This is a genomic window from Caballeronia sp. LZ024 (genome assembly GCF_031451455.1).
Taxonomy (GTDB): domain Bacteria; phylum Pseudomonadota; class Gammaproteobacteria; order Burkholderiales; family Burkholderiaceae; genus Caballeronia; species Caballeronia telluris.
In genome coordinates this window covers 576,703-597,254 of the sequence record NZ_JARUXL010000002.1, presented here as the reverse complement: position 1 = coordinate 597,254, position 20,552 = coordinate 576,703, and the positions used below count along the sequence as shown (strand labels likewise).

The window sequence follows — 20,552 nt, the reverse complement described above, 5'->3', positions numbered from 1 at the left end:
ATTTCCGTTGGCCCCGATCATCACCTATTGGAAAATAGTGTCTCACCGTATGTTCACCAACTGTCGCGGCCATGTCTGTTGGCTCGAACGCGAGTTCTTTCGGCACGTCGACTTAGCTTTTTATGGCACAGTCAAGGCCTTCGAATGAAGGCGGGGGCGCCATTTTGACAAACGCTCAGTCCACTTCGGCGGGATCATCAGCGTAGGTCAGAAAACCTAGTACCACTCGTGTAATCGCGGCTTCGATCGTGCTGAGCGTAAAGCCCGCCGGCGGATCAATCACTGCAGCGTGCACCAGCGATCCGGTGACCGTCATGATGATCCACGCCGCCAAATCCAGGGAGTGCGGCGAGAGCTGTTCACTGTAATCGCCGAGCAGGCCGAGAATTTTCTTGAGGATGCATTGATCAGCCGGACTCTGGTCGGCCGGCGCGTCGAAAAACGGGAACTCCTGTTCGAGCACGCGATGCAGTTGTGGTGAGTCCTGATGCGCGAGCAGCATGGCCCGGACAACCGCCGCGATCCGCGGCGGCAAGCTTTGCCGCTCGGTGGCGAGCAACGCCCGATCGATTGCGACATCCATTTGTCGGGCATGGCGTTCATGCAGCGCCGCGACTAGCGAATCCTTGTTTGGGAAGTACTGATATAGCGAGCCGACGCTCACTCCCGCGCGGGCAGCAACCAGATTTGTCGTGGTGGCGGCGTAACCCCGTTCGCCGAGGACACGGCCGGCGGCTTCGAGTATTGTCTCAACCAAGTATTCCGAGCGGGCTTGCTTGGGCTGTTTGCGCAGTTGGGGAACACATTTCATTTTGGGGCTCTTGGCACGAACTCGAGTGTCACAATACGATTCACACGGGGCCGATGCCCCGCGCGCCTCGCGAACGTTCGCTCCATCTCCTTGTAATGTAATTGAATTCAGTCGGTTGAAGCGCGGTACTTCAAGGCGTATATCTACGACATCTCTACTGTCCTTTTAGATCTGCCTCTCCGCTACGTTTCGCCGCCAACTCATATGGACTGCGATGTTAAGTCTGAATCGCGACGAAGAATTCGGCTCGCGCAGAGCAAACAGATAATCACGAAAAGTCAGCTTTGGAAAGCATTGCATGCGGATGATACTTCCAATTCCGCTACTGCAAGAAGCGATAGTAGGGACACCGATTGTACTGTATCCGTCAGCAAATCCAATCTAGACATCGCATCAATTAGATGTCGACGATATTGAGCAGTATGCCTTACGAGACACGTCAGTATTACTCAGCGTCTGTAAAGATAATCGAGCCCGGTTTAGAATTCTCCCAAACGATGAGGCCGACGGGCTCGCTCAGGTGTTTGTCGGCGAACTGGCGCATGTCGCCAGTGAAGAAGTTCTCTCGCCGGGCGCGCTGCTGCGGCCAGACCGCGTGGACTGGATTGGCCGTGTTATCGGCTTGATCGTGGTACAGGTCTCGCACCAGCGGTGCCGGCCCATGTTGGTCTGAACGACCGTTTGCGTATGTCGGCGCTCTATGATCGTGCCTTGATACACCGGCCCGCGCGGATAGTTGCCTCGCCGGCCCAGCGCGCCGAGCGAAGCCCATACTCACGACAGGAACGCCGTGCGAAAGTCCCGCTCGCTCTCCAGGCAAAAGACCATCTCACGCCAGATCGCTTCGCCTTGCCGAGTCCGTCGAGCCCCCGTGGCACCATGCCTCTCCAAACTCGTATCGTTAAACGTATTGTTCCGCCAGTTACGCTGGAAGCACCTTCTCAGCGTACGGGATAGCATTCAAGACGGGATGAACTGACGCATACGAATTCATACCGACTGCAAGTGTTTTTTTAGGTTGGGGGCGCTCACGTGCGGCGCGAAGTAACCGAGACGAGACGCTTGAACCGCCAGCGCATATGCCGGCCAAGTATTTTCGTGGCCGGCGGCGCTGACGATAGGAACGCGCATTACGCTCTGCTTCCAGGCGCCTTCTCCGGGTGCGATCAGTTGCACCTCTGTTCAAATGCCTGGCGCATTGAGGTGCTGTGGATCTGATCTCCGGATCGATCTCGACCCTACCGAGATATCCATTCGGTATCCTGAGGTACCAAGAATTTTGGGATTAGAAAGTCAATTAACAAGGCATCGGTGTGTCATTGCGGCCGATCACCCATGGTTCCTTCATACGGCCACGCGCTTTGCTTAGGCATGAAGAACCGTAGTCGCCTGAATGTCCAACAAAAAGAACGAATGCGAGTAGTGGAGCGAAACGACTTATGCGTTAGACCATATGGGGCGGTGAGCTGGCGAGATCGCCACGGTAAGTGTCCGGCAGGTGGTTTTTTAATATCGAGTATCGTCCGGGTTCGCAGCGTTCAATAGGATAACAGTCCCGTAGGCATGCAAAATATGTGGAGGTCAATGTAGATACGGGTCAGGACGAAGTTTAGCGATGCTCGTCATATCTCAAATATGCATAATAAATGCGCGATCGGTCACGAATCGTATGGGAAGTATCTGCCGGCGGAGGGATGAAACACTGCACTGCTATCTACGTCAAGCGTGTTGATAAAACACGAGTTGCGAGTGAAGAAGATCACCCGCAACATAAGGCTCCGTTCCGATAAATCAGGCGTAACGCTAGGTATCAGTGCCGCGGTCCAGGGATTTTGCCGCGATGTTTAAGCGGCGCGGCGGCGCTTGATACTCGATCTGTCAACACTCTTTTGGGCACACATCATGGGCGATAAGGGTTACAACACGGTAATCGAAGTCAAATACCGCGACACGGATTCGATGGGGCATGTGAGCAGTCCGGTCTATTACGACTACCTGCAGCACTCGTATCTCAGTTACATGTTCGACCTACTGAAGCTGCCGCGCGATCAGAAGCTGCCGCACATCATGGTTAAGACCTCGTGTGAATACGCCCAACCGGCGTTCTACGGAGACACGCTGACAGTCAAGAGCAGGGTCACGAAATTTGGCACCAAGAGCTTTGAAATGGAGCACATCATGCATCGCAACGACGAGAGCAGCACTATCGTCGCGAAGGGTTTTTCGACGCACGTGATGTTCGACTACGAAGCCAACCGCAGCACAGTTGTGCCGAATACCTTCAAGGACCAGGTCAACGCTTATCAGGTCGAGTAAGCCGGTGAACGTTCCGGAGCGGTACGGCTGTGTGGCTACGGGCCGACTGACTCTTCAACGCCGGACCCGTTGGCCGTGCCAGCGGGAATTTTCTCTATAGAACGGCGATCCGGTGGCGCGGGGGGCGACCCACAAGAGTCCCCTCGCTAAACCCGTCACATGAGTAGGATAGCTATGCTTTCTGCATGCACAACTGAACAGGTAAGACTGCGTACGCGCTATGCCGAGATTGGCGGGGAAATTGCCAGCGCGCGTTATGGGCGAACGGAAGGCTTCGACTACGCCGGCTGGAGCCGTCTACGCGACGAGCGCCTTTGGCATTTGATCGTACCACCCGAGTACGGCGGCGAAGCCGAAGATTGGTGGGGCTTCACGGCAGCGCTGGAAGGCTTGTCTGGTTCGATTCGCACACCAGAACTGCTGTTGTCGGATCGCGCAGGCTGGCATGGTGCGGGCGATGGTACGTCACGGCAGTGCCGCGCAAAAGGAGCGCTATCTCGGCGCAATTCTGCGCGGTGAGGTAAGTGCGACCGGCATCGCCGAACCAAGAACCGGCACTGACGTGCGCAGTATCGAGACGACGCTGAGCGAAGACGGAGACGGTTACCGCCTGAACGGCACGAAATTCAATATTGCGCACGCCCCCATCATGGATTTCGTTCTGGTGGTTACGCGTCTGGTTGGGCGTGAATCGAGCAACATCACTCTGGTGCTGCTCGACCGCGATACTCCTGGAATTGAGACCGGATCCGAGGATGACAAGCTCGGCAACCGCAACCTGCCGACAGGGCAGCTACATTTCAACGACGTGAATGTCTGTGCCTCGCAGATTCTCGGGCAGCCGAGTCGCGGCCTTGGTCATCTGATCGACATAATCTCGCTTGGTCGTCTCTATTATGGTCTTGCTGCCGCGAATCTTCTCGCGCCGTTCGTCGCTGAGGCGATGCAATACGTGGCGAACAGATCCAGCTTTAAGAGCACGATCGATTCGCATCAGTACATCCAAAAGCGTCTTGTCGACATGAAGATCGGTATGGAGCGTAGCCGCTGGTCGGCTTACGGCGCGCTCGGTCAGTTGTTGAACAATCATCCTGAAGCTTTGCTGTCTTGCTCGATTGCCAAGGTGGTTGGCGCGGAAGATCTGATCAGCAGCGCAACGAGCCTCGTGAAGCTGTACGGCAGCGTCGGTTACCACAACGGCTGTATCGGCCAGTTGGTGAAGGATGCGCTAGGCTTTTCCAGCGTGGGCGGCACAGATGAGATGCATCGCAAGAACATTTTTAATCAGATGCAGCGGCTTCTCGGTTAAGTCGGACGGCGGCGCGGTGGTTCAGCCCTGTCGTAGCGGCCGTTCTGACGCGTGGCGAATGCCTCGGCTGTTTCCAATTTCGCTATATGAGTGGGCACATGACTGCGTCGTTTACAGACAGGAACATCAGCTCGATTACGGAAGTGATTGGTCCGGCCGAGTTAAAGCGGCAACTACCGCGCGCGGCGGACAGCGAGCAGTGTGTAGCTCACTCGCGAGAAGCGGTCACGGATGTGCTGTACGGGCGCAGCGGCAAGCTTCTGGTGATTGTCGGGCCATGCCCGATTCACGATCCGGTCGCGGCGCTCGAGTACGCAGCACGTCTGTTGGTTCAGCGTATCTCGCTCCACGAGGACCTCGAAATCGTGATGCGAGTGTACTTCGAGAAACCGCGCACCACGATCGGTTGGAAAGGTTTGGTTAACGATCCTCATCTGGACGATAGCCACGCGATGGAGGAAGGGTTACGGCTCGCCCGGCAATTGATGCTGGACATCACCAGCGTGGGCTTGCCTATCGCCACGGAATTTCTCGATCTGACCACGCCGCACTACCTCGCAGATCTGGTGACCTGGGGTGCAATCGGCGCACGAACCACGGAATCGCAAATCCATCGCGAACTGGCTTCGAGCCTCGCGTGTCCGATCGGTTTCAAGAACGGAACTGACGGAAATGTCAATATCGCGATCGACGCGATTCAAGCGGCGAGACACGCTCACTGCTATCTGGGCATTACCGAGAGCGGCCACTTCGCCAAGGTCGCTACGACTGGCAATCGCGAGGGGCATCTCGTGTTGCGCGGCGGCAAGCGGCCGAACTACGACGCCGCGAGCGTGGCGGCTGCGTGCACGCTTTTGAATCAGAAGGGTCTGCCCGAGCGGTTAGTGATCGACGCGAGCCACGGCAATAGCGGCAAGCTTCCCGAAAACCAGCTGCGCGTATGCGACGATTTGTGTGAGCGCATAGCGAACAACGATGAGCACATCGCCGGGGTGATGATCGAATCGAACCTGGTCGAGGGCCGGCAAAGCTTCGGCGCGGGGGCGGTGTTCACTTATGGACAGAGTGTGACCGATGCATGCATCGGTTGGAGTGACACGGAGGCGTTGCTGCGCCGGCTAGCCAATGCGTCGCGACAGGGCCAACTCCGCAAGGGAGCGAACGAGCAAAACCAGGCAAAGGGTCGTTTGCAGGTGGCCGACTGAGCGCTGACTCAGACCCGCGCGGTGCGTGAGACCACGCGGGTAACGCAATCGGGCTCGTGCCGCGGCAGTCAGGCAACGGCAGGCTCCCCGGTTCTAGCACGTTTTAGAGGAGGTGTTTTAGATGAGTCAACTCGCAGAACCGAAACCGGTCGCCTTCGCGCAGGATGAGATCGACGCACTTCGCGCGGAAATCGATGCGATCGATGAGCAACTACTGGGCTTGTTGAACCGGCGTTTAAGTCGCGCTCAACAGATCGGGGCCAAGTTTTGTATCGACGCGCCCGTGTTGCAGTCAGCTCGGGAGGGCCAATTGCTGGATGCCCTGTGCGCACGTAATGCTGGCCCGCTGGATGCCGCCCACCTGCGCTTGATCTGGCGGGAGATACTCACAGCGAGCCGCTATCTGCAGAGCGAACCTGTAGTCGCGTACCTTGGCCCTTTCGGCACGTACACCGAAGACGCCATGCGCACGCATTTCGGCGTTGCGCATCCTTCGATCCCGTGCGAGAGCGTTGATGCGGTCTTCGACTCCGTCACGCAGGGGAGGGCGGCGTTCGGCGTGGTCCCCATCGAGAATTCGACTGAAGGAGTCATCACGCGCACGCTCGATTTGATGCTGGCGCGGGGATTGCGCGTGAGCGCCGAAGTGGTACTTCCCGTCCAGCACAGTCTGATGTCGAAACACGGCGCACTAAGCGGCATCGACTGCGTGCTCGGTCACGAGCAGGCCCTCGGTCAGTGCCGCCGCTGGCTCGATGACCATCTGCCGGGCGTGCCGCGGCGCACCGTGCCGAGCAACGCCCGGGCGGCGCAATTAGCGACCGTGGAACCGGCCAGCGCAGCGATCGGGAGCCGCCGAGCGGCTGGACACTACGGATTGCAGATCGCGGCCGCGGCGATCCAAGACGAGCGTCAGAACAGCACGCGCTTCTACGTGATCGGTCCGGATCAGCCGCAGGTTCGCGGGGCCACGCGCACCTTGCTGTGCATCGAACTGGATAACCGGCCCGGCGCGCTGCAGCGTATGCTGGCGCCGCTTGCCGACCGGGAGATTGCTGTGACCCGACTCGATTCCCGCCCCCTCAAAAGCGAGCTGTGGGCGTACCGGTTCTTTGTGGAACTGCAGCGCGATCAACATGACGCCGCGGTAGCAGCGGCGTTGGCGGAGATTCGCCTAGCTGCCCAGGACGTAGTGGTGTTGGGTTCGTTCGCTGCGGCGACAGACACGCCTGCCGCCGACGCCGATCGCGACACGCTCGTCAATCCGCTGGAGCACGCGAATGCCATCCCGAACTGATCCGATACACGTCGCACGCGAAGTGGAGAACGGCTCTCGCGAGCGCAATTCAACGCATGACGCGGCGGCCCTCGCACGCAGATTTAGCGCGATCTTCAACGGGCGTGACGACCGTCTGATCGTGCTATTGCGCATCGCGTCGGGGCAGCGAGGCCAACCGCTGTTGCTGCATTGGGTTGACCGTCTGCGGGGCAGCTATGGGGACGACCTCGAGATCGCGCTGCTGACGGGTACGTCGGACCCGGCGGGTATCTACGCGCGTTCCGACAGTACGCCGGATGCGCTTCCGTTAGTGGCCGAGATATGCCGCAGCGCTAGCAAAGACGACCTTCGGCGCCACGTGCCGCAGTCCAACTGGGCACTCAAGCCGACGTCTTGTACGCAGTTAGAGGCGTTCCCGCGGGTCGCGCGCGACTACCTAGAGAGCCGGCGTGGCGCCGCCGATCTGGGCTGGCTGATTCCGTTCGACGGTCCGGATTCGCTTGATCTCCTAGACGAGACGGTGCTATACGCCGCAGCCGACCGGCGTCGGACGATCCTCGACATGACTGGGCAGGCATGCGTGAGCGGCGAACAGGTGCGGCTCGCCCGTCTTGTCACCGAGTATCTGATCCACGGCGCGAATCCGGTCGGCGGCGTCGCGATCAGGGGAATTTCCGCAGCCTCACCGGAGGCCACTTTGCGGGTCGATGCCACCGAAGCAGTGATCGACGAATTCGCCAACGCGGTGCGGGCGCGCCGCGTCTCGGCGTCTACGCGGGCCTCGCTGCCTCTCCGGAGACGCTTATGAGTAACTTCAGCGAAACGAATCTTCGCTTCGCGTTGGGAGCCGGCGGTTCTGCGACAACGCGTCAGACGACCCGCTCAGCGAGCGGGGATGACATACTCCGCCGGTGCATATGCCTAATCGGCCTGATGGGCTCGGGAAAAACGACGGTGGGCCTTCTCTTAGCGGAGCGTATTGGCTTTCGCTTTGTCGATGCCGATGTCGAACTGGAGGCGCGAGCCGGCTGCTCAGTTGCGGACATGTTCGGCCGCCACGGCGAGCGGATGTTTCGGACGCTCGAATCAGTTGTGCTCGACGATGTCACGAGCCGGCCGCCGGTCGTCTTTTCCACCGGCGGTGGCGCCGTACTCTCGGCGGGCAACCGCGCCATGTTGAGGCGCCGCGCGACGGTCGTGCATCTCGGCGCGGATGCCAGGGCACTGTGGCAGCGCATCCGCACTGGTACGGAACGACCGCTTCTCAGGACTGCGGACCCGTTACAGACTCTACGCGAGCTGGAGCAACAGCGGGGGGCGCTCTATCGGGCGTGCGCTGATGTTTCGGTCGATACGACGGGAATGACTATCGCGGCGGTGGTCGACACAATTCACGCTCAACTGGCGCGTCGCACTGCGTGAGCATGTGCACATCTTCACGCAGAATGATATCGCAGATATGAAGCAACACCGCTTTACAAACCGCAACGGACACCCGGTTCTGGCAGAGGTTGAGGGCGATTCGCCTAAGGTTCCCAACGACGACCTGTGGCGCTCCATCAAGCTAGCGTGCAAACGGCGCCTCCAGTGGGCGGCGAATGCAATGCTCGTTCCGCTCCGGCTGCTGAATTATTCGATTGAGACGGCGCCGCACGCCGATCTCACCGTTCGCGTGCTGACTGGACTCGACGAAGTCAGGCCGCGCGAGGCCGCCAGCGTGTCGCCGGCCAATGTCGATCCGGTTTTGCTGCGACAGACGCTCGGTTGCTTCGCTACGGGCGTCACGATCATCACTACCACCGATGCGGGCGGCGAACCCGTCGGCCTGGTTGCGAATTCGCTCACCTCCGTCTCGCTCGACCCGCCGCTAGTATTGTTCTGCCTGAAGCGCAGCGCTTCCACCTTGCCCGCATTCGAGCGCGGCGCCGACTTTGCCATCAATATCCTGCATGCTGGCCAACAGGAAGACGTGACGAAGTTTTTCGCCGGTCACCCGCAGCGCTGGAACAGCGACCACTGGCGCGCAGGCGAAACTGGTTTGCCGGTGCTTGAGCATTGCATCGCGAACCTTGAGTGCAGCAAATACCACCAGTTGGACGCTGGCGATCACGTGATCTTCATCGGTCGCGTGCGCCGGGTGCGCGCCAATATGGCGCGCGAGCCGCTGCTGTATTTCCAGGGCCGATATCGTCGTATCGACACGCAAGCTTGAGTTCGTAGGGCATTGCACGCTCATACCTGCCGTCCGTCCCGGGCTGCAACGGTTAGACCGAGAGTTGGTGCGCGCGCAGAACGGTGTCCCGGACGAGACGCTGGTTGCTGGCATCGCAGTTCTGCAACCCAGCGGTGCGCATCCGACTGGCACCCAGATTCAGACGCGGGTACGGGCAATACAACCGCTAGGGACCCTGCCGCTGCCGATGGTTGCATGTGAAACCGTCTTTGCTGCGAAAGCGCCATAGATGAAATTCGCCTGGGCTCGGCAGAGCGATGCCCCCTTGAACCTCCGGCTTGAGCGGATGAAATGAGAACGTACAACCACCCGTTGCGCTGTACGGCAGGGCGAGTGGCCGTAATCGAGATCGGAAATGTGCGGCTGCGACCTCCATCTGCCAGTTGCATGGATTGCTTGTGCCGCAAGTGTAAGTTATCACCAGGACTATTCATGCAAGTGCGCGAGTCGTCCAGGATACGAGTCATGGACTCAATCGGAGACTCAAAATTCAGACATCCCTCTCCCACCAACTTCCTGGCCTCGGAGGACGCCGCTTTTCCTGCGAGCCCGGCCTGCCCCCGCAAGTAAGCAGCTCGAATGTCCCTTCATGCAGATGGCTGACCTGTGGGGCATCTACCGCCATCATGGTCGCGGTACTTGCAGGGTGCGCCAGCGGAAGCGGCATGCAGCCCTCACGCACGGCATACGACCCCGGCGTGCTGCAGGCGGGCAGCGAGATCACTGCGGCAAGACAGGAAGCGGTCGCGCCACAAGCGCTTCCGATGTGGTGGACCACGTTCGGCGACGCCCAACTCAATATGTTGATGGACCTGGCCGCGCACGACTCGCCTTCTATCCAGATCGCCGAATCCCGTCTGCAGGAAGCCGAAGCCGCGAGCGCTGGTATCGCATCGAATCTGCTGCCCACGGTCGACGCGTCGGCGTCGGTCAACGCTAACCATTTTCCAGGCCACTCCACCTATCCCGACCCTTATGCCGGCAGCTATGGCAGCGACGGAGCGATCGGGGTGAAGCTTGTCTATCAACTGGATTTTTGGGGCAAATGGCACAAGGCGGCGGATGCGGCCAGGCTCAGGGTCAAGTCAGCGGAGTTCGAAGCAGCTGACGCGAAACTCGTGCTCGAAACCGCGCTCGTTTCGGCCTACGTCAAGCTGGACGCTGCATATCGCCTGCGGGATGTTGCGACCCAAGGCCTTGCCCAGCGCGACGGCGTGTTGCACCTGTTGCAAATCCGCCAGCAAGCGGGTCTTTCAACCGACATCAATGCTGTCACGGCTCGCGATGCAGTAACCCAGACACGTTTGGATATTGCGCGCTACACCGCCGAGATTGCACGACGTCAGCATGAAATTGCTGCCCTGCTGAACAAGACGCCGGCATTTTCCGACACGCTGAGCCGTCCTGATATCCACACGCTGGCCGATCCCGCGCCCGTGTCAGACGTTTCGGCGAAGTTGCTCGGTTACCGGCCCGACGTATCGGCCCAGCGCAGCATCGTCGAAGCGGCTGCGAAGGAAATCGGCGTCGCACAGGCTGCGTTCTATCCGGATGTGAATTTGGTTGCTTTTGCTGGGCTCCAGAGTCTGGGGTTGGGATATCTGATGCGTGCCAGCAGCACCCTCGCCAGCATCGGTCCGGCCATCACGCTGCCGATCTTCGAAGGCGGACGTTTGCGGGCTCACCTGAAAGGCCGGGTTGCCGAATACGACGAAGCCGTAAGCGCATACAACGCGGCCATCGTAACGGCTCTGCAGCAGGTGGCGGACGGCATCGCGGCGGTGAAAGCTGCGAGAGAGCGCCAGCAGGAGGCACAGCTGGCCGCCCGTTACTGGACGCACGTCGTCGATCTGCAAAAGATCCGCCAGCGTAATGGACTCTCAGATGCCAATGACCTCCTCGCAACTGAGACGGCATTGCTACTGAGTCGTCGACGTGTGGCCGAAGCCGATGCCGAAGTTGCGGATGCCCAAGTATCCCTGATTCGGGCACTCGGCGGGGCGTGGTCGCCCTCTTCCTCCATTACTTCTGCACGAATTAATCATGACTGATACCACTACGCCTGTTGTCACCCCTGCATCGTCGCGACGTCGCCGACAGATGATCTTGATTGCCAGCGTACTGATTGTGGCGGGCGCCGCATGGGCAGTCTGGCACGGCATATCTGGCAATACGCTCCGTTCGACAGACGACGCATATGTCAATGGGCACGTCGTGTCGATCACTCCCCAGGTCGCGGGTCCTGTGTCGGCGGTGATGGCCGACAACTCGGACCGCGTACAGGTCGGGCAAACGCTGGTAACGCTCGACGGGAGTGAGGCGCGTATTGAGCTTGCGGCTGCCCAGGCCGAGCTCGCGCAGACTGTCCGCCGGGCGCACGGACTATTCGCTGCCGAGGCCCAGACCGCGGCAATGGTCACACTGCGGCAGGCCGAGCTAGCCCGTGCCCAGGCCGACCTGCGTGCCCGTCAGAGCATCGTAGGAGAGGGCGCAGTCACCGCGGAGGACGCTCGCCACGCCGCTGATACCGTCAAGACGGCGCAGGCCGCGCTCAATGCGGCCCAGCAGACCCAGGCAGGGGCTCTGGCCCAGACTCGAGGCACAGATGTCGATAACCATCCCGACGTGCGTCTAGCCCTCGAACGCGTCCGTGCCGCAGCGCTGATGCTGGAGCGAACGACGATCCGCTCACCGGTTTCGGGTATGGTCGCGCAGCGCAGCGTGCAGTTGGGCCGGCGTGTCGCGGTTGGCGAACGGCTCATGGCGGTCGTTCCGCTTGACCAGGTGTGGGTCGATGCGAACTTCAAGGAAGTGCAACTCGCCGGTGTTTGTCCTGGCCAGACCGCTCGCGTGACAGCGGACATCTACGGCAGCCATGTGGTCTATAACGGCACAGTAGTCGATATCGAGGCAGGCAGTGGCGCGGCATTTTCGCTGCTGCCCGCGCAGAACGCCACGGGAAACTGGATCAAGGTCGTGCAGCGTGTGCCGGTGCGGATCCACCTCGACCCGAACGAAGTCGCGCAACATCCGCTGCGTATCGGCATGTCGACCGTGGTCGACATCGATACAGGCAAGTGCCCATCCAAGCAGGACCGGAGGCGGACAGCGTCGGTTGAACAGACGTCGCTCTATACGGAACAGCAAGCCGTGGCTTACCAGAACGCCGCCGCGGCGCTCAGCGGCAGCGATGGAGCGCAGAAATGACACGCGCCGCTCTTCAGCCCATTACGCCGCTATCGGGTATGACACTGGTGATTGCGGCTATTGCGGTAAGTCTTGCGTCGTTCATGGCCGTGGTCGATATCACGATTGCCAACGTATCGATTCCGACGATTTCCGGAAATATGGGCGTGAGTTCCGAAATCGGCGAGTGGGCAATCACCTTTTTCGCGATCGCCAACTCGATCTGCATTCCCCTCACAGGGTGGCTGTCGAGGCGGTTCGGCCAAGTTCGCCTTTTCATGGCGGCGGTCGCGGCGTTTACGGTCGCATCGATACTGTGCGGCCTCGCGCCTAATTTCCAGACGTTGCTTGCTGCGCGCGTGCTGCAGGGAATGGTCTCGGGACCGATCGTTCCGCTCAGTCAGGCGCTGCTCGTCGCCATATTTTCGCCCGGCAAGCGCTCGTTCGCGGTGGCCATGTGGGCTATGACTATCATGGCTGGTCCCGTCGCTGGGCCAGTCCTGGGCGGCTGGCTAACGGACGACTACAGTTGGCCGTGGATCTTTCTGGTAAATGCGCCGGTCGGCCTGTTTGTCGTGGTCGCAGTCATCATGCTGTTCAAGGGGCGGGATACGCCAACGCTGAAGCTGCCAATCGATTTCATGGGGCTGATCTTCCTCGCTGTCGCTGTTGGCTGCCTGCAGGTGACTCTGGATCGTGGCCGAATTCTCGACTGGTTTTCGTCGCCGGTCATCAGCGTTACGGCGATTCTGTCGGCGCTCGGCTTCATTTTTCTTGTCGTATGGGAGCTGGGAGAGAAGCACCCGATCATCGATCTCCATCTGTTTTCACATTGGAATTTCACGATGGGGACTATTGCGGTCGCAGTTGGTTTCGGTCTGTATTTCTCCGCGCTCGTGCTGATTCCTCTGTGGCTGCAAACCGATAGGGGATACAGCGCAACCTGGGCCGGACTTGTGACAGCGCCGATGGGTCTGTTCGGCATACTGCTCGCTCCGCTGCTCGGCAAGTGGGTACAGAAGGGGGATGCGCGGATCTTCGCTAGTCTCGCCTTCGTAGCGTGGGCACTGGTTGCGTGGTGGCGCTCGTCGATGACCACCGATGTTGGCGCCGGCACGATTGCACTGGCTTGCCTCGCCCAAGGCATAGGGATTGGCCTGTTCCTTACGCCGCTCGTGGTGCTGTCGTTGGCCGGCCTTCCGCCCGAACGCGTAGCTGCTGCGTCGGGACTGCAGACGGCCATTCGTATGATGTCGGGCAGTCTGATGGCCTCGCTGGCCCAGACTTTCTGGGATCGGCGCTCGCGGTTCTACCAGAACAAGCTGATCGATACACTTACGCCTTTCCAGGACCGAGTGCGCGACGCCGTCGATGGGCTTCAGCAACACGGCTTTTCCGGCAATCAGCCGTGGGCAATCCTGTGGCACCAAGTGATCGTGCAGGCCGACATGCTTTCGCTTAACGATTTCTTTTTCCTCTCCAGTATCGGATTCGCGCTGTCGATAGCCGTCGTCTGGCTGGCAAGGTCACCTAAAAAGATACTCTGAATCCGGGCGGCTACACCAGGCGGGCGAGCCCTTCCCTCGGTGATAGAACCGCCTTGGATCCTATTGCCGCGAACGCGCGACATATCGAAGCGGTTTGATAAATTTTATGTAGGAGTCTTGCAATGGACATTGATTCATTTCGTCGCTCACCTCGCTTAAGAGTGAGTGCGATCGTGTTGCAGACTCTTGAGATTACTCCACGCATGCGCCGGCTCGTTCTGGGCGGTCCCGATCTTCGTGCGTGGATAGAGTCGGACGGCGTCCGGGAGGCGGCCGCGTGGGTCAAGGTGTTCCCCTCTGGCCGCGAGGGGCGGGCTTATACGATTCGTCACGTCGACGACGCAGCAGGGACGGTAGATATCGATTTCGTCTTGCATGGCGAGTTCAATGATAGCGGGTCGGTTTCGGATTGGGCGCGAACTGCCAGGCGTGGCGATCAGGTCGATATCGCAGGACCCCGCAACGGTGGGTTTTTTCTGCTGCCGGACTCGAAATGGGTCTGGATTGCCGCAGACGCCAGTGCGCGGCCCGCGGCTCAATCAATCATGGAGCGACTGCCGCATGGCATTAGGACCGTGGCCGTGATCGATGTTCACGATGATGAAGAGCAGCGGCAACTGGTTCAATCTCCGGAACGGCTGCATTTGCAGTGGCATCATTGGCGGCAGCGGACGAATACGCTGGAGGAGGCCGACTTGCTTCTCGCAAGAATTAACGGCTTGGATGGTCCGGGGCAGGTCTGGATGGCAGGTGAGGCCGAATGGGTCCGGAGCTGGCGTACGTTCTGGCTCGAACACCGGAAATTGGACAGACATCGCCTGAGCAGCAAGGTGTACTGGAAGATCGGCACGCGTGATCATCGGGACTAGTTTGCCTGACGGACGCCGCCCCTCGCGGCTGATGCTTCGTCGTCGGGGGAAACGTCCGTATCGGTGTTGCCCTCAGGTTTGCAGATCCGGTGAATCAGCCGGCGCAATGCGCGATGTCCCGGATCCGCGTTGAAGCGCGGATGCCACGCTTGGGAGATGGTCACCGGAGGGGTGACTACAGGCAGGCTTTTAAGCTCCATGTCATAACGTGCATTTTGCGTGAGCCGATCGGCGACGGTGGCGACAAGGTCAGAGTTTCTTGCAATCGAAAGCGCTTCCATGAAGGTTGGCGCAACCGCCTGGATACGGCGCGAAAGTCCATGTTTCCCGAGTTCGACATCGACCGGCCCATTCAGGAGACCTCGGCGTGAGACGGTGACGTGACCATACTTGACGAACTCCTTCACGGTCAGTTGTGGTGACCTCGCGAGCGGGTGCCCTTTGCGGAAGACCGCGACAAAGCGGTCATGTAACAACGTTTGACGTACGATCTCCGGCCCGAGATCCTCGATGACTCCGATATCGAGATCAATGAGTCCTTCCCTGAGCGCGACAATGTCCTGTCGACCCTGCGCTGTGAAGCGAATCGTCACAAGGGGCGCCAGATCCTGCAACGCGCGAAGAAGGTCCGGACCAAGCCTGCCGGTCGCTCCGTCGTCCGCGCGGATCGTGAATGTGCGACGCAGGTTCCTGAAGTCGAACACCTCGGTCCTGCGGAGCAATTCCGTAGCGAGATCAACGACCTCATGAACGCCCGCCCGCAATGCCTCAGCACGCGGTGTGGGAACAAGACCGCGGCCCGCACGAACAAACAGAGGATCACCAACCATCTCCCGGATGCGGTTTAACGTGCGGCTCATCGCCGGGACACTCACGTTCAAGCGGTCAGCGGCGCCCGTTACGCTGCCGTCGGTCAAAAGTGCGTCGAGCGCAAGCAGAAGGTTGAAATCGATGGGTTGCATTGTTAGCAACTATAGCTTCGTTGTTAGACCATTTTTGCGAATTATAAGATCATCCTTGTTCGCGCGGCCGAGCACAAGGGATATATGCGGCCACTACCAGTCGATGCGGTGCTTGTGTTCCGTTTCGTGCTGCCGCAGGTAGTCACGCTGGGTGCAGATAAGGGATATGACGCTGAGGAATTCATCGAGGCGTGTCACAGATGACGGTAACATCGCACGTTGCACAAAACACCTCGTGGCGGCGTTCGAGCGTGCCTGATACGATTGCCTCGAGAGTGGCGACGCCATGTCGAAGCAAAAGCGCAAGGTGATCGAACAAGGCTTCGGATGGGTCAAGACTGTGGGGTGCATGCGCCAAGTGGTGGCAGCGCACGTCACTATGCGCCTCCGGCTGAGCTGCTGTCAGGCTGACGCCAAGTTCGGCCTCTTCCGAAATCGGTTGCCAACCGGCATGTGCCCGGACGGCCACCGCCGTGATCGAGAGTCGCAAGACCCAGTCCCTTTCCTGCAGCTCCGACATGTCATACGACTGTATGTGCATTGCCGGAGTGCGGCTCGTGTCCTACGCGCATGGTTCTATTTTTTGCACACCGAATCGCATGAGCTACATCTATCGTTACGATCCCTGGCTGACACATCTTCGAATGCACGGCGACATGTTGCGCGCGGACCGATGGAGTAGCGGTGAAGCCGGACCATGGCAGCACGAATCGCTTGTCGCTGCCGAGCACACCCTCGCCGAGGGTGAAGCGATCTTTCGGATTGCATTCTGGAAAAGTCTTGAAGCCGCGAAGAGCGGGATGGGCTACCGACTATGGAGCCAGATGCATGTGCTGCATCGCGTGCGCGAGGATCATCCGTTCTTCAACGCCTTCGAACGGGCGGACGACGACTTCCTGATTGAAACCGCCTGGCTCTACTGGCAGACATCGACGCGGGAGCCTCAGCAGGATTGGTCGCGGGATGGTATTCCCAAAAGCGATATCGAAATACTGGACCTCGACGGACAATGGCGCGCGCACCAGGTCGACGGCTCGGTCGGCACGTTCCGCGCACCGCGTCAAGCCTGCACGCTCGACGCGGCCAACGACTACGATGCCGCGGAGGCGTGACTTGCCCTGCACGAGGCGCCGATCAATCAGCGCGCCTATCGCGAGGAGGCGGAAAGGCTGATCTTGTGGGCGATCGTGGAGCGCGGTCGCGCCTTGTCGTCGCTGACGACCGAAGACGCGATCGCATGCCGGGCATTTTTTTTGCGGCGGCCGGCGCCGCGAGAGCGTTGAGCCGGGCCGCCGCGGCCGCGCACCGCACCTGATTGAAGGCCGTTTGCCAGCAATCTCTCAGCGCGCTCGACCGCCTTCGCACTGTCGATATTGGGGCCGCTCTTCCGCTGGCTCATCGAGCAGCGCCATGTGCTCGCAACCCCCTTTGCAGGCGTCAAAGTGCGCGGCAAGACGCGCGTGACCCCACTCGACACGGCACGCGGCTTCACCGAAGGTGAACGGGCGCTGATACGCGCGATCGCCGAGGGGCTCGCGTGGTTGTACGGCTGGTCGGAGCCGGCGGCGCAGCGACTGCGCTTCCTACTCGACTTTGCCTACGCGACCGTGCTGCGCGCGGGTGAGCTTGTCGGTGCCAGACTCGGCGACGTCCGCGTTAGCGTGCATGGCGATCACTGGCTGCATCTGGTCGGGAAGGGTAGGCGTCCCGGCAAGGTCGCGCTACCGCCGCTGGCGCGCACGGCGCTCGATCGGTATCTCACGCAGCGTCGGCTAACCGTCACGCCGGCGCGCTGGGAGCCCAAGACACCGTTCATCGTGTCGATGCTCGAAAGCATGGTCGAGTGGATGGGGTATCCGCTGTACTACGCAATTGATAATCAAAGCCCACCCGCATTGTCCGGTGCGTCGCACGCGACGATCTATCCCTATGGTCCGTTCCCGGCCGGAGATGGCAAGACGGTCATGCTGGGCTTGCAGAACGAACGTGAATGGAAAATGTTTTGCGAGCGCGTGCTAGAACAGCCGTTGCTGGCTGTCGATCCGCGCTTCGACGCGAATTCCAAGCGTTCGGCATCGCGTGATGTGCTGCGCGAGTGGATTGACGCTGCGTTCAGCAAGCTGACCGCGGCCGAGGTCGTGCAGCGGCTCGACGCAGCGGGTATTGCGAGCGCGCGGATGAGCACGCTGGCCGATGTCTGGGCGCATCCGCAACTCGAGTCGCGCGATCGTTGGCGCGAGGTGGGCACATCGGTAGGACCGATTCCCGCGTTGCTGCCACCGGGCATGCCGAACGAATTCGAGCCGCGCATGGATCCGGTTCCGGCGCTGGGCGAACACACTGACGCCATCCTGCGCGAACTCGGCTACGAAAGCTCGCAGATCCAGGCGTTGCGCGAAGCCGGCACCATTTAACCCTCTCAGGCGATCACCATGATGACCGACCATCCCAGCCGGACGCTCGCTACCTTCGCGGCATCAATTCGTTTCGACGATATTCCGCAGCACGTCGTGGAGCGCACGGTGAACCTGTATGTCGACTGGCTTGGATCGGCGCTTGGCGGCAAGGGCGCACGGCCGGTCGAGAGTATGCGTTGTTCGCGAGTATGGCGGGCTCGGCGAACGGTGAGAGCCAAGCGGAAGTGCTGATCGACCGCACGCGCGCGACGCCGTATTTCGCCGCGATGGTGAACGCCGCCGCCTCGCATTTCGTGGAACAGGACGACGTGCATAACGGCTCCGTCTTTCATCCGGCGACAGTCGCGTTTCCGGTAGCGCTGGCGCTGGCGCAGGCGGCGCATGTGTCGGGCCGCGACTTTATCGCGGCGGTGGTGGCGGGGTACGAGGTGGGGATTCGCATCGGCGAATTTCTCGGACGTTCCCACTACAAGGTCTTTCATACGACAGGTACGGCCGGGACCGTGGCGGCAGCGGCGACGGCGGGGCGGATGCTGGGGTTATCGCCCTTGCAGATGTTTGACGCGTTTGGTTCAGCTGGCACGCAAGCCAGCGGGCTGTGGGAGTTCTTGCGCGATGCCGCGGATTCCAAGCAGCTTCACACGGCCATGGCGGCCGCCAACGGTCTCATGTCGGCTAGTCTCGCCGCCGATAGCTTCAAGGGAGCGACGCGCATCCTGGAGGGTGAGAAGGGCATGGCGGCCGGCATGTCTACGGACGCGGACCCGGCACGCCTCACCGACCGGCTGGGCGAACGCTGGGCGCTGACGGAAACCTCGTTCAAGTATCACGCCGCTTGCCGTCATACGCATCCTGCCGCGGATGCGTTGCTTGAGGTGATGGCGGAGCACGGACTGACGCCGCAAGACATTGAGCGCGTGACGGCGAAGGTGCATCAAGATGCAATCGACGTGCTCGGCGCCGTGACCGCGCCCACAACCGTCATCAGGCGAAGTTCAACATGGGTACGGTGCTGGGGCTCGTCGCTTATCACGGATATGCGGGTGTGACGGAGTTCGAAGCAGGTCACGCCGCCGCACCCGTCGTGGCTTTTCGAAGCAAGGTGGAGATAGTCCTGGACGAAGAGGTGGATCGAGCTTATCCCGCGCGCTGGGTCGGCAAGGTGACGGTGCATACGCGCGATGGCCGCGAATTGACCGGGCGTGTTGACGAACCGAAGGGAGATCCCGGTAATACGCTCTCGCGCGAGGAGATCGCGATAAAGTTTCGTCGGCTGGCGAATTTCTCCGGGGCGGCGTCGGATGAAGAAGCGTCGCGTTTGCTTGAGCTGGCGTGGGGTATCGCATCGGAGGCACGCATCGGTTCGCTCTTCGACGTGGATGTGCGGTTATGAGCGAGCGTTCTTATCTGTTCGTACCGGGTAATCGTCCGGCGCGCGTCGAGAAGGCTCGCGCGAGCGGCGCCGACGCGGTGATCTTCGATCTGGAAGATGCGGTTCAGCCGAAAGAAAAACTCCTCGCTCGCGATTCCGTTCTGGCGTACATAACCCCGGTCCGGCCCGCGTTCGTACGGATCAATGCGGCGGATACCGAGTGGTTTGGCAACGACGTAGCGGCGATCGCGAGTCACCCGGGCGTGGCGGGAATCGTGTTGCCAAGCGCTGAAGCGCGCGAGCAGATTCAAGCAGTGCTGGCGCATGCGCACCCGGCGCTGACAATCCTGCCGATCGTTGAGACCGCGCGGGGATTCGCCAATCTGACGTTGCTATGCGAGGCTCCGCACGTACAGCGGATTGTGTTTGGCACGCTGGATTTCCAGATTGACCTGAACGTGGAGGGCGACGGCGAGGAGCTCGACATGTTCCGCTCGGCGATCGTGCTCGCATCGCGGCTGGCCGGTTTGAGCGCGCCGGTCGATGGCGTTTCGACCGTGCTCGACGACCCCGTCGCTATCGAGTCCGAAGCACGGCGCGGCCGTCGTCTTGGTTTCGGCGCGAAGCTCTGTGTTCATCCGAAGCCGGTCGACGCCGTGCATCGTGCCTATGCGTGGACAGCGGCCGAGCAGGCTTGGGCCGAACGCGTGCTGCGGGCGGTGGACGCAAACGCCGGTGCGGTGGTAGCTGTAGACGGAAAGATGGTCGATATGCCCGTGATCTTGAAGGCGCGACGAATTGTGGGCGCGCACTGAGGAAGGCCGGGCAAACGACCGAAGACGGGGTCATCGATTTGTTTTTTATCTGGGTTTCAATGAAAACTTCTAGGCGCAAGTGCTCTGGCGATAACTCCGTTGACCATCGACGCACCGGAACACACATATGCGCTGGCTTTCTCTGCAGGTCAACTTTTCACGATCCTCTGCTTCCAGACGGAGCTGACCGTGCCGTTCAAAGCAGCAGTTGACGGCACCTAACTGCAAATT

The 20,552-nt window shown here is 60.4% G+C and carries 15 protein-coding genes and 3 pseudogenes; 16 read left to right on the top strand and 2 right to left on the bottom strand.

Translation table 11 applies throughout. The annotated features are described in order from the left end of the window. Window positions 1-175 precede the first annotated feature (175 nt). Window positions 176-811 (bottom strand): TetR/AcrR family transcriptional regulator, encoded by a 636-nt coding sequence (locus QCE48_RS17875; protein WP_309784600.1) that lies wholly within the window; start codon window positions 809-811, stop codon window positions 176-178. A 1,902-nt stretch (window positions 812-2,713) separates the two neighbouring features. Here QCE48_RS17875 and QCE48_RS17870 point away from each other — a divergent pair. The 11 genes from QCE48_RS17870 (at window position 2,714) to QCE48_RS17820 (ending at window position 14,755) form a co-directional block, all read left to right on the top strand. Continuing rightward, window positions 2,714-3,127: an acyl-CoA thioesterase gene (locus QCE48_RS17870; protein WP_309784601.1), complete on the top strand. Its 414-nt coding sequence runs from the start codon at window positions 2,714-2,716 to the stop codon at window positions 3,125-3,127. Between the two features lie 457 nt (window positions 3,128-3,584). Then, complete coding sequence (locus QCE48_RS17865) at window positions 3,585-4,436, top strand: acyl-CoA dehydrogenase (RefSeq protein WP_309794263.1); 852 nt, start codon at window positions 3,585-3,587, stop codon at window positions 4,434-4,436. Window positions 4,437-4,534: 98 nt separating this feature from the next. Beyond that, window positions 4,535-5,641, top strand: coding sequence for a 3-deoxy-7-phosphoheptulonate synthase (locus QCE48_RS17860; RefSeq protein WP_309784603.1), 1,107 nt, complete (start codon window positions 4,535-4,537; stop codon window positions 5,639-5,641). A gap of 121 nt (window positions 5,642-5,762) precedes the next feature. Continuing rightward, window positions 5,763-6,938 (top strand): prephenate dehydratase, encoded by a 1,176-nt coding sequence (pheA, locus tag QCE48_RS17855; RefSeq protein ID WP_309784604.1) that lies wholly within the window; start codon window positions 5,763-5,765, stop codon window positions 6,936-6,938. After that, complete coding sequence (locus tag QCE48_RS17850; protein WP_309784605.1) at window positions 6,922-7,728, top strand: hypothetical protein; 807 nt, start codon at window positions 6,922-6,924, stop codon at window positions 7,726-7,728. Before pheA ends, QCE48_RS17850 begins: the two co-directional genes overlap by 17 nt. Next, window positions 7,725-8,342, top strand: coding sequence for a shikimate kinase (locus QCE48_RS17845; RefSeq protein WP_309784606.1), 618 nt, complete (start codon window positions 7,725-7,727; stop codon window positions 8,340-8,342). The genes QCE48_RS17850 and QCE48_RS17845 overlap by 4 nt, the downstream gene beginning before the upstream one ends. Window positions 8,343-8,379: 37 nt before the next feature. Beyond that, window positions 8,380-9,132: a flavin reductase family protein gene (locus QCE48_RS17840; RefSeq protein WP_309784607.1), complete on the top strand. Its 753-nt coding sequence runs from the start codon at window positions 8,380-8,382 to the stop codon at window positions 9,130-9,132. A gap of 647 nt (window positions 9,133-9,779) precedes the next feature. Further along, window positions 9,780-11,204: an efflux transporter outer membrane subunit gene (locus tag QCE48_RS17835; RefSeq protein ID WP_309784608.1), complete on the top strand. Its 1,425-nt coding sequence runs from the start codon at window positions 9,780-9,782 to the stop codon at window positions 11,202-11,204. Next, window positions 11,197-12,360 (top strand): efflux RND transporter periplasmic adaptor subunit, encoded by a 1,164-nt coding sequence (locus QCE48_RS17830; protein WP_309784609.1) that lies wholly within the window; start codon window positions 11,197-11,199, stop codon window positions 12,358-12,360. Before QCE48_RS17835 ends, QCE48_RS17830 begins: the two co-directional genes overlap by 8 nt. Further along, window positions 12,357-13,886 (top strand): DHA2 family efflux MFS transporter permease subunit, encoded by a 1,530-nt coding sequence (locus tag QCE48_RS17825; protein WP_309784610.1) that lies wholly within the window; start codon window positions 12,357-12,359, stop codon window positions 13,884-13,886. Before QCE48_RS17830 ends, QCE48_RS17825 begins: the two co-directional genes overlap by 4 nt. Window positions 13,887-14,008: 122 nt before the next feature. Further along, a complete protein-coding gene (locus tag QCE48_RS17820; protein WP_309784611.1) occupies window positions 14,009-14,755 on the top strand; it encodes a siderophore-interacting protein in 747 nt (248 codons plus the stop codon). Here the strand turns inward: QCE48_RS17820 and QCE48_RS17815 are convergent. Then, window positions 14,752-15,717 (bottom strand): LysR family transcriptional regulator, encoded by a 966-nt coding sequence (locus QCE48_RS17815; RefSeq protein ID WP_309784612.1) that lies wholly within the window; start codon window positions 15,715-15,717, stop codon window positions 14,752-14,754. The two genes, QCE48_RS17820 and QCE48_RS17815, sit on opposite strands and share 4 nt — an antisense overlap. A gap of 141 nt (window positions 15,718-15,858) precedes the next feature. On the opposite strand from QCE48_RS17815, the pseudogene QCE48_RS17810 reads away from it, so the two are divergent. From QCE48_RS17810 to QCE48_RS17790, 5 genes and pseudogenes are all read left to right on the top strand, one after another. Then, window positions 15,859-16,081, top strand: a pseudogene (locus tag QCE48_RS17810) (IS5/IS1182 family transposase); the annotation flags it as partial. A 655-nt stretch (window positions 16,082-16,736) separates the two neighbouring features. Next, window positions 16,737-18,131: pseudogene (locus tag QCE48_RS17805) on the top strand (CoA transferase); the annotation flags it as partial. Between the two features lie 21 nt (window positions 18,132-18,152). Then, a pseudogene (locus tag QCE48_RS17800) lies at window positions 18,153-19,527 on the top strand (MmgE/PrpD family protein). Then, window positions 19,524-20,321 (top strand): CoA ester lyase, encoded by a 798-nt coding sequence (locus QCE48_RS17795; RefSeq protein WP_309784614.1) that lies wholly within the window; start codon window positions 19,524-19,526, stop codon window positions 20,319-20,321. Before QCE48_RS17800 ends, QCE48_RS17795 begins: the two are co-directional and overlap by 4 nt. Before the next feature lie 99 nt (window positions 20,322-20,420). Further along, window positions 20,421-20,543: a hypothetical protein gene (locus QCE48_RS17790; RefSeq protein ID WP_309784615.1), complete on the top strand. Its 123-nt coding sequence runs from the start codon at window positions 20,421-20,423 to the stop codon at window positions 20,541-20,543. Window positions 20,544-20,552 lie beyond the last annotated feature (9 nt).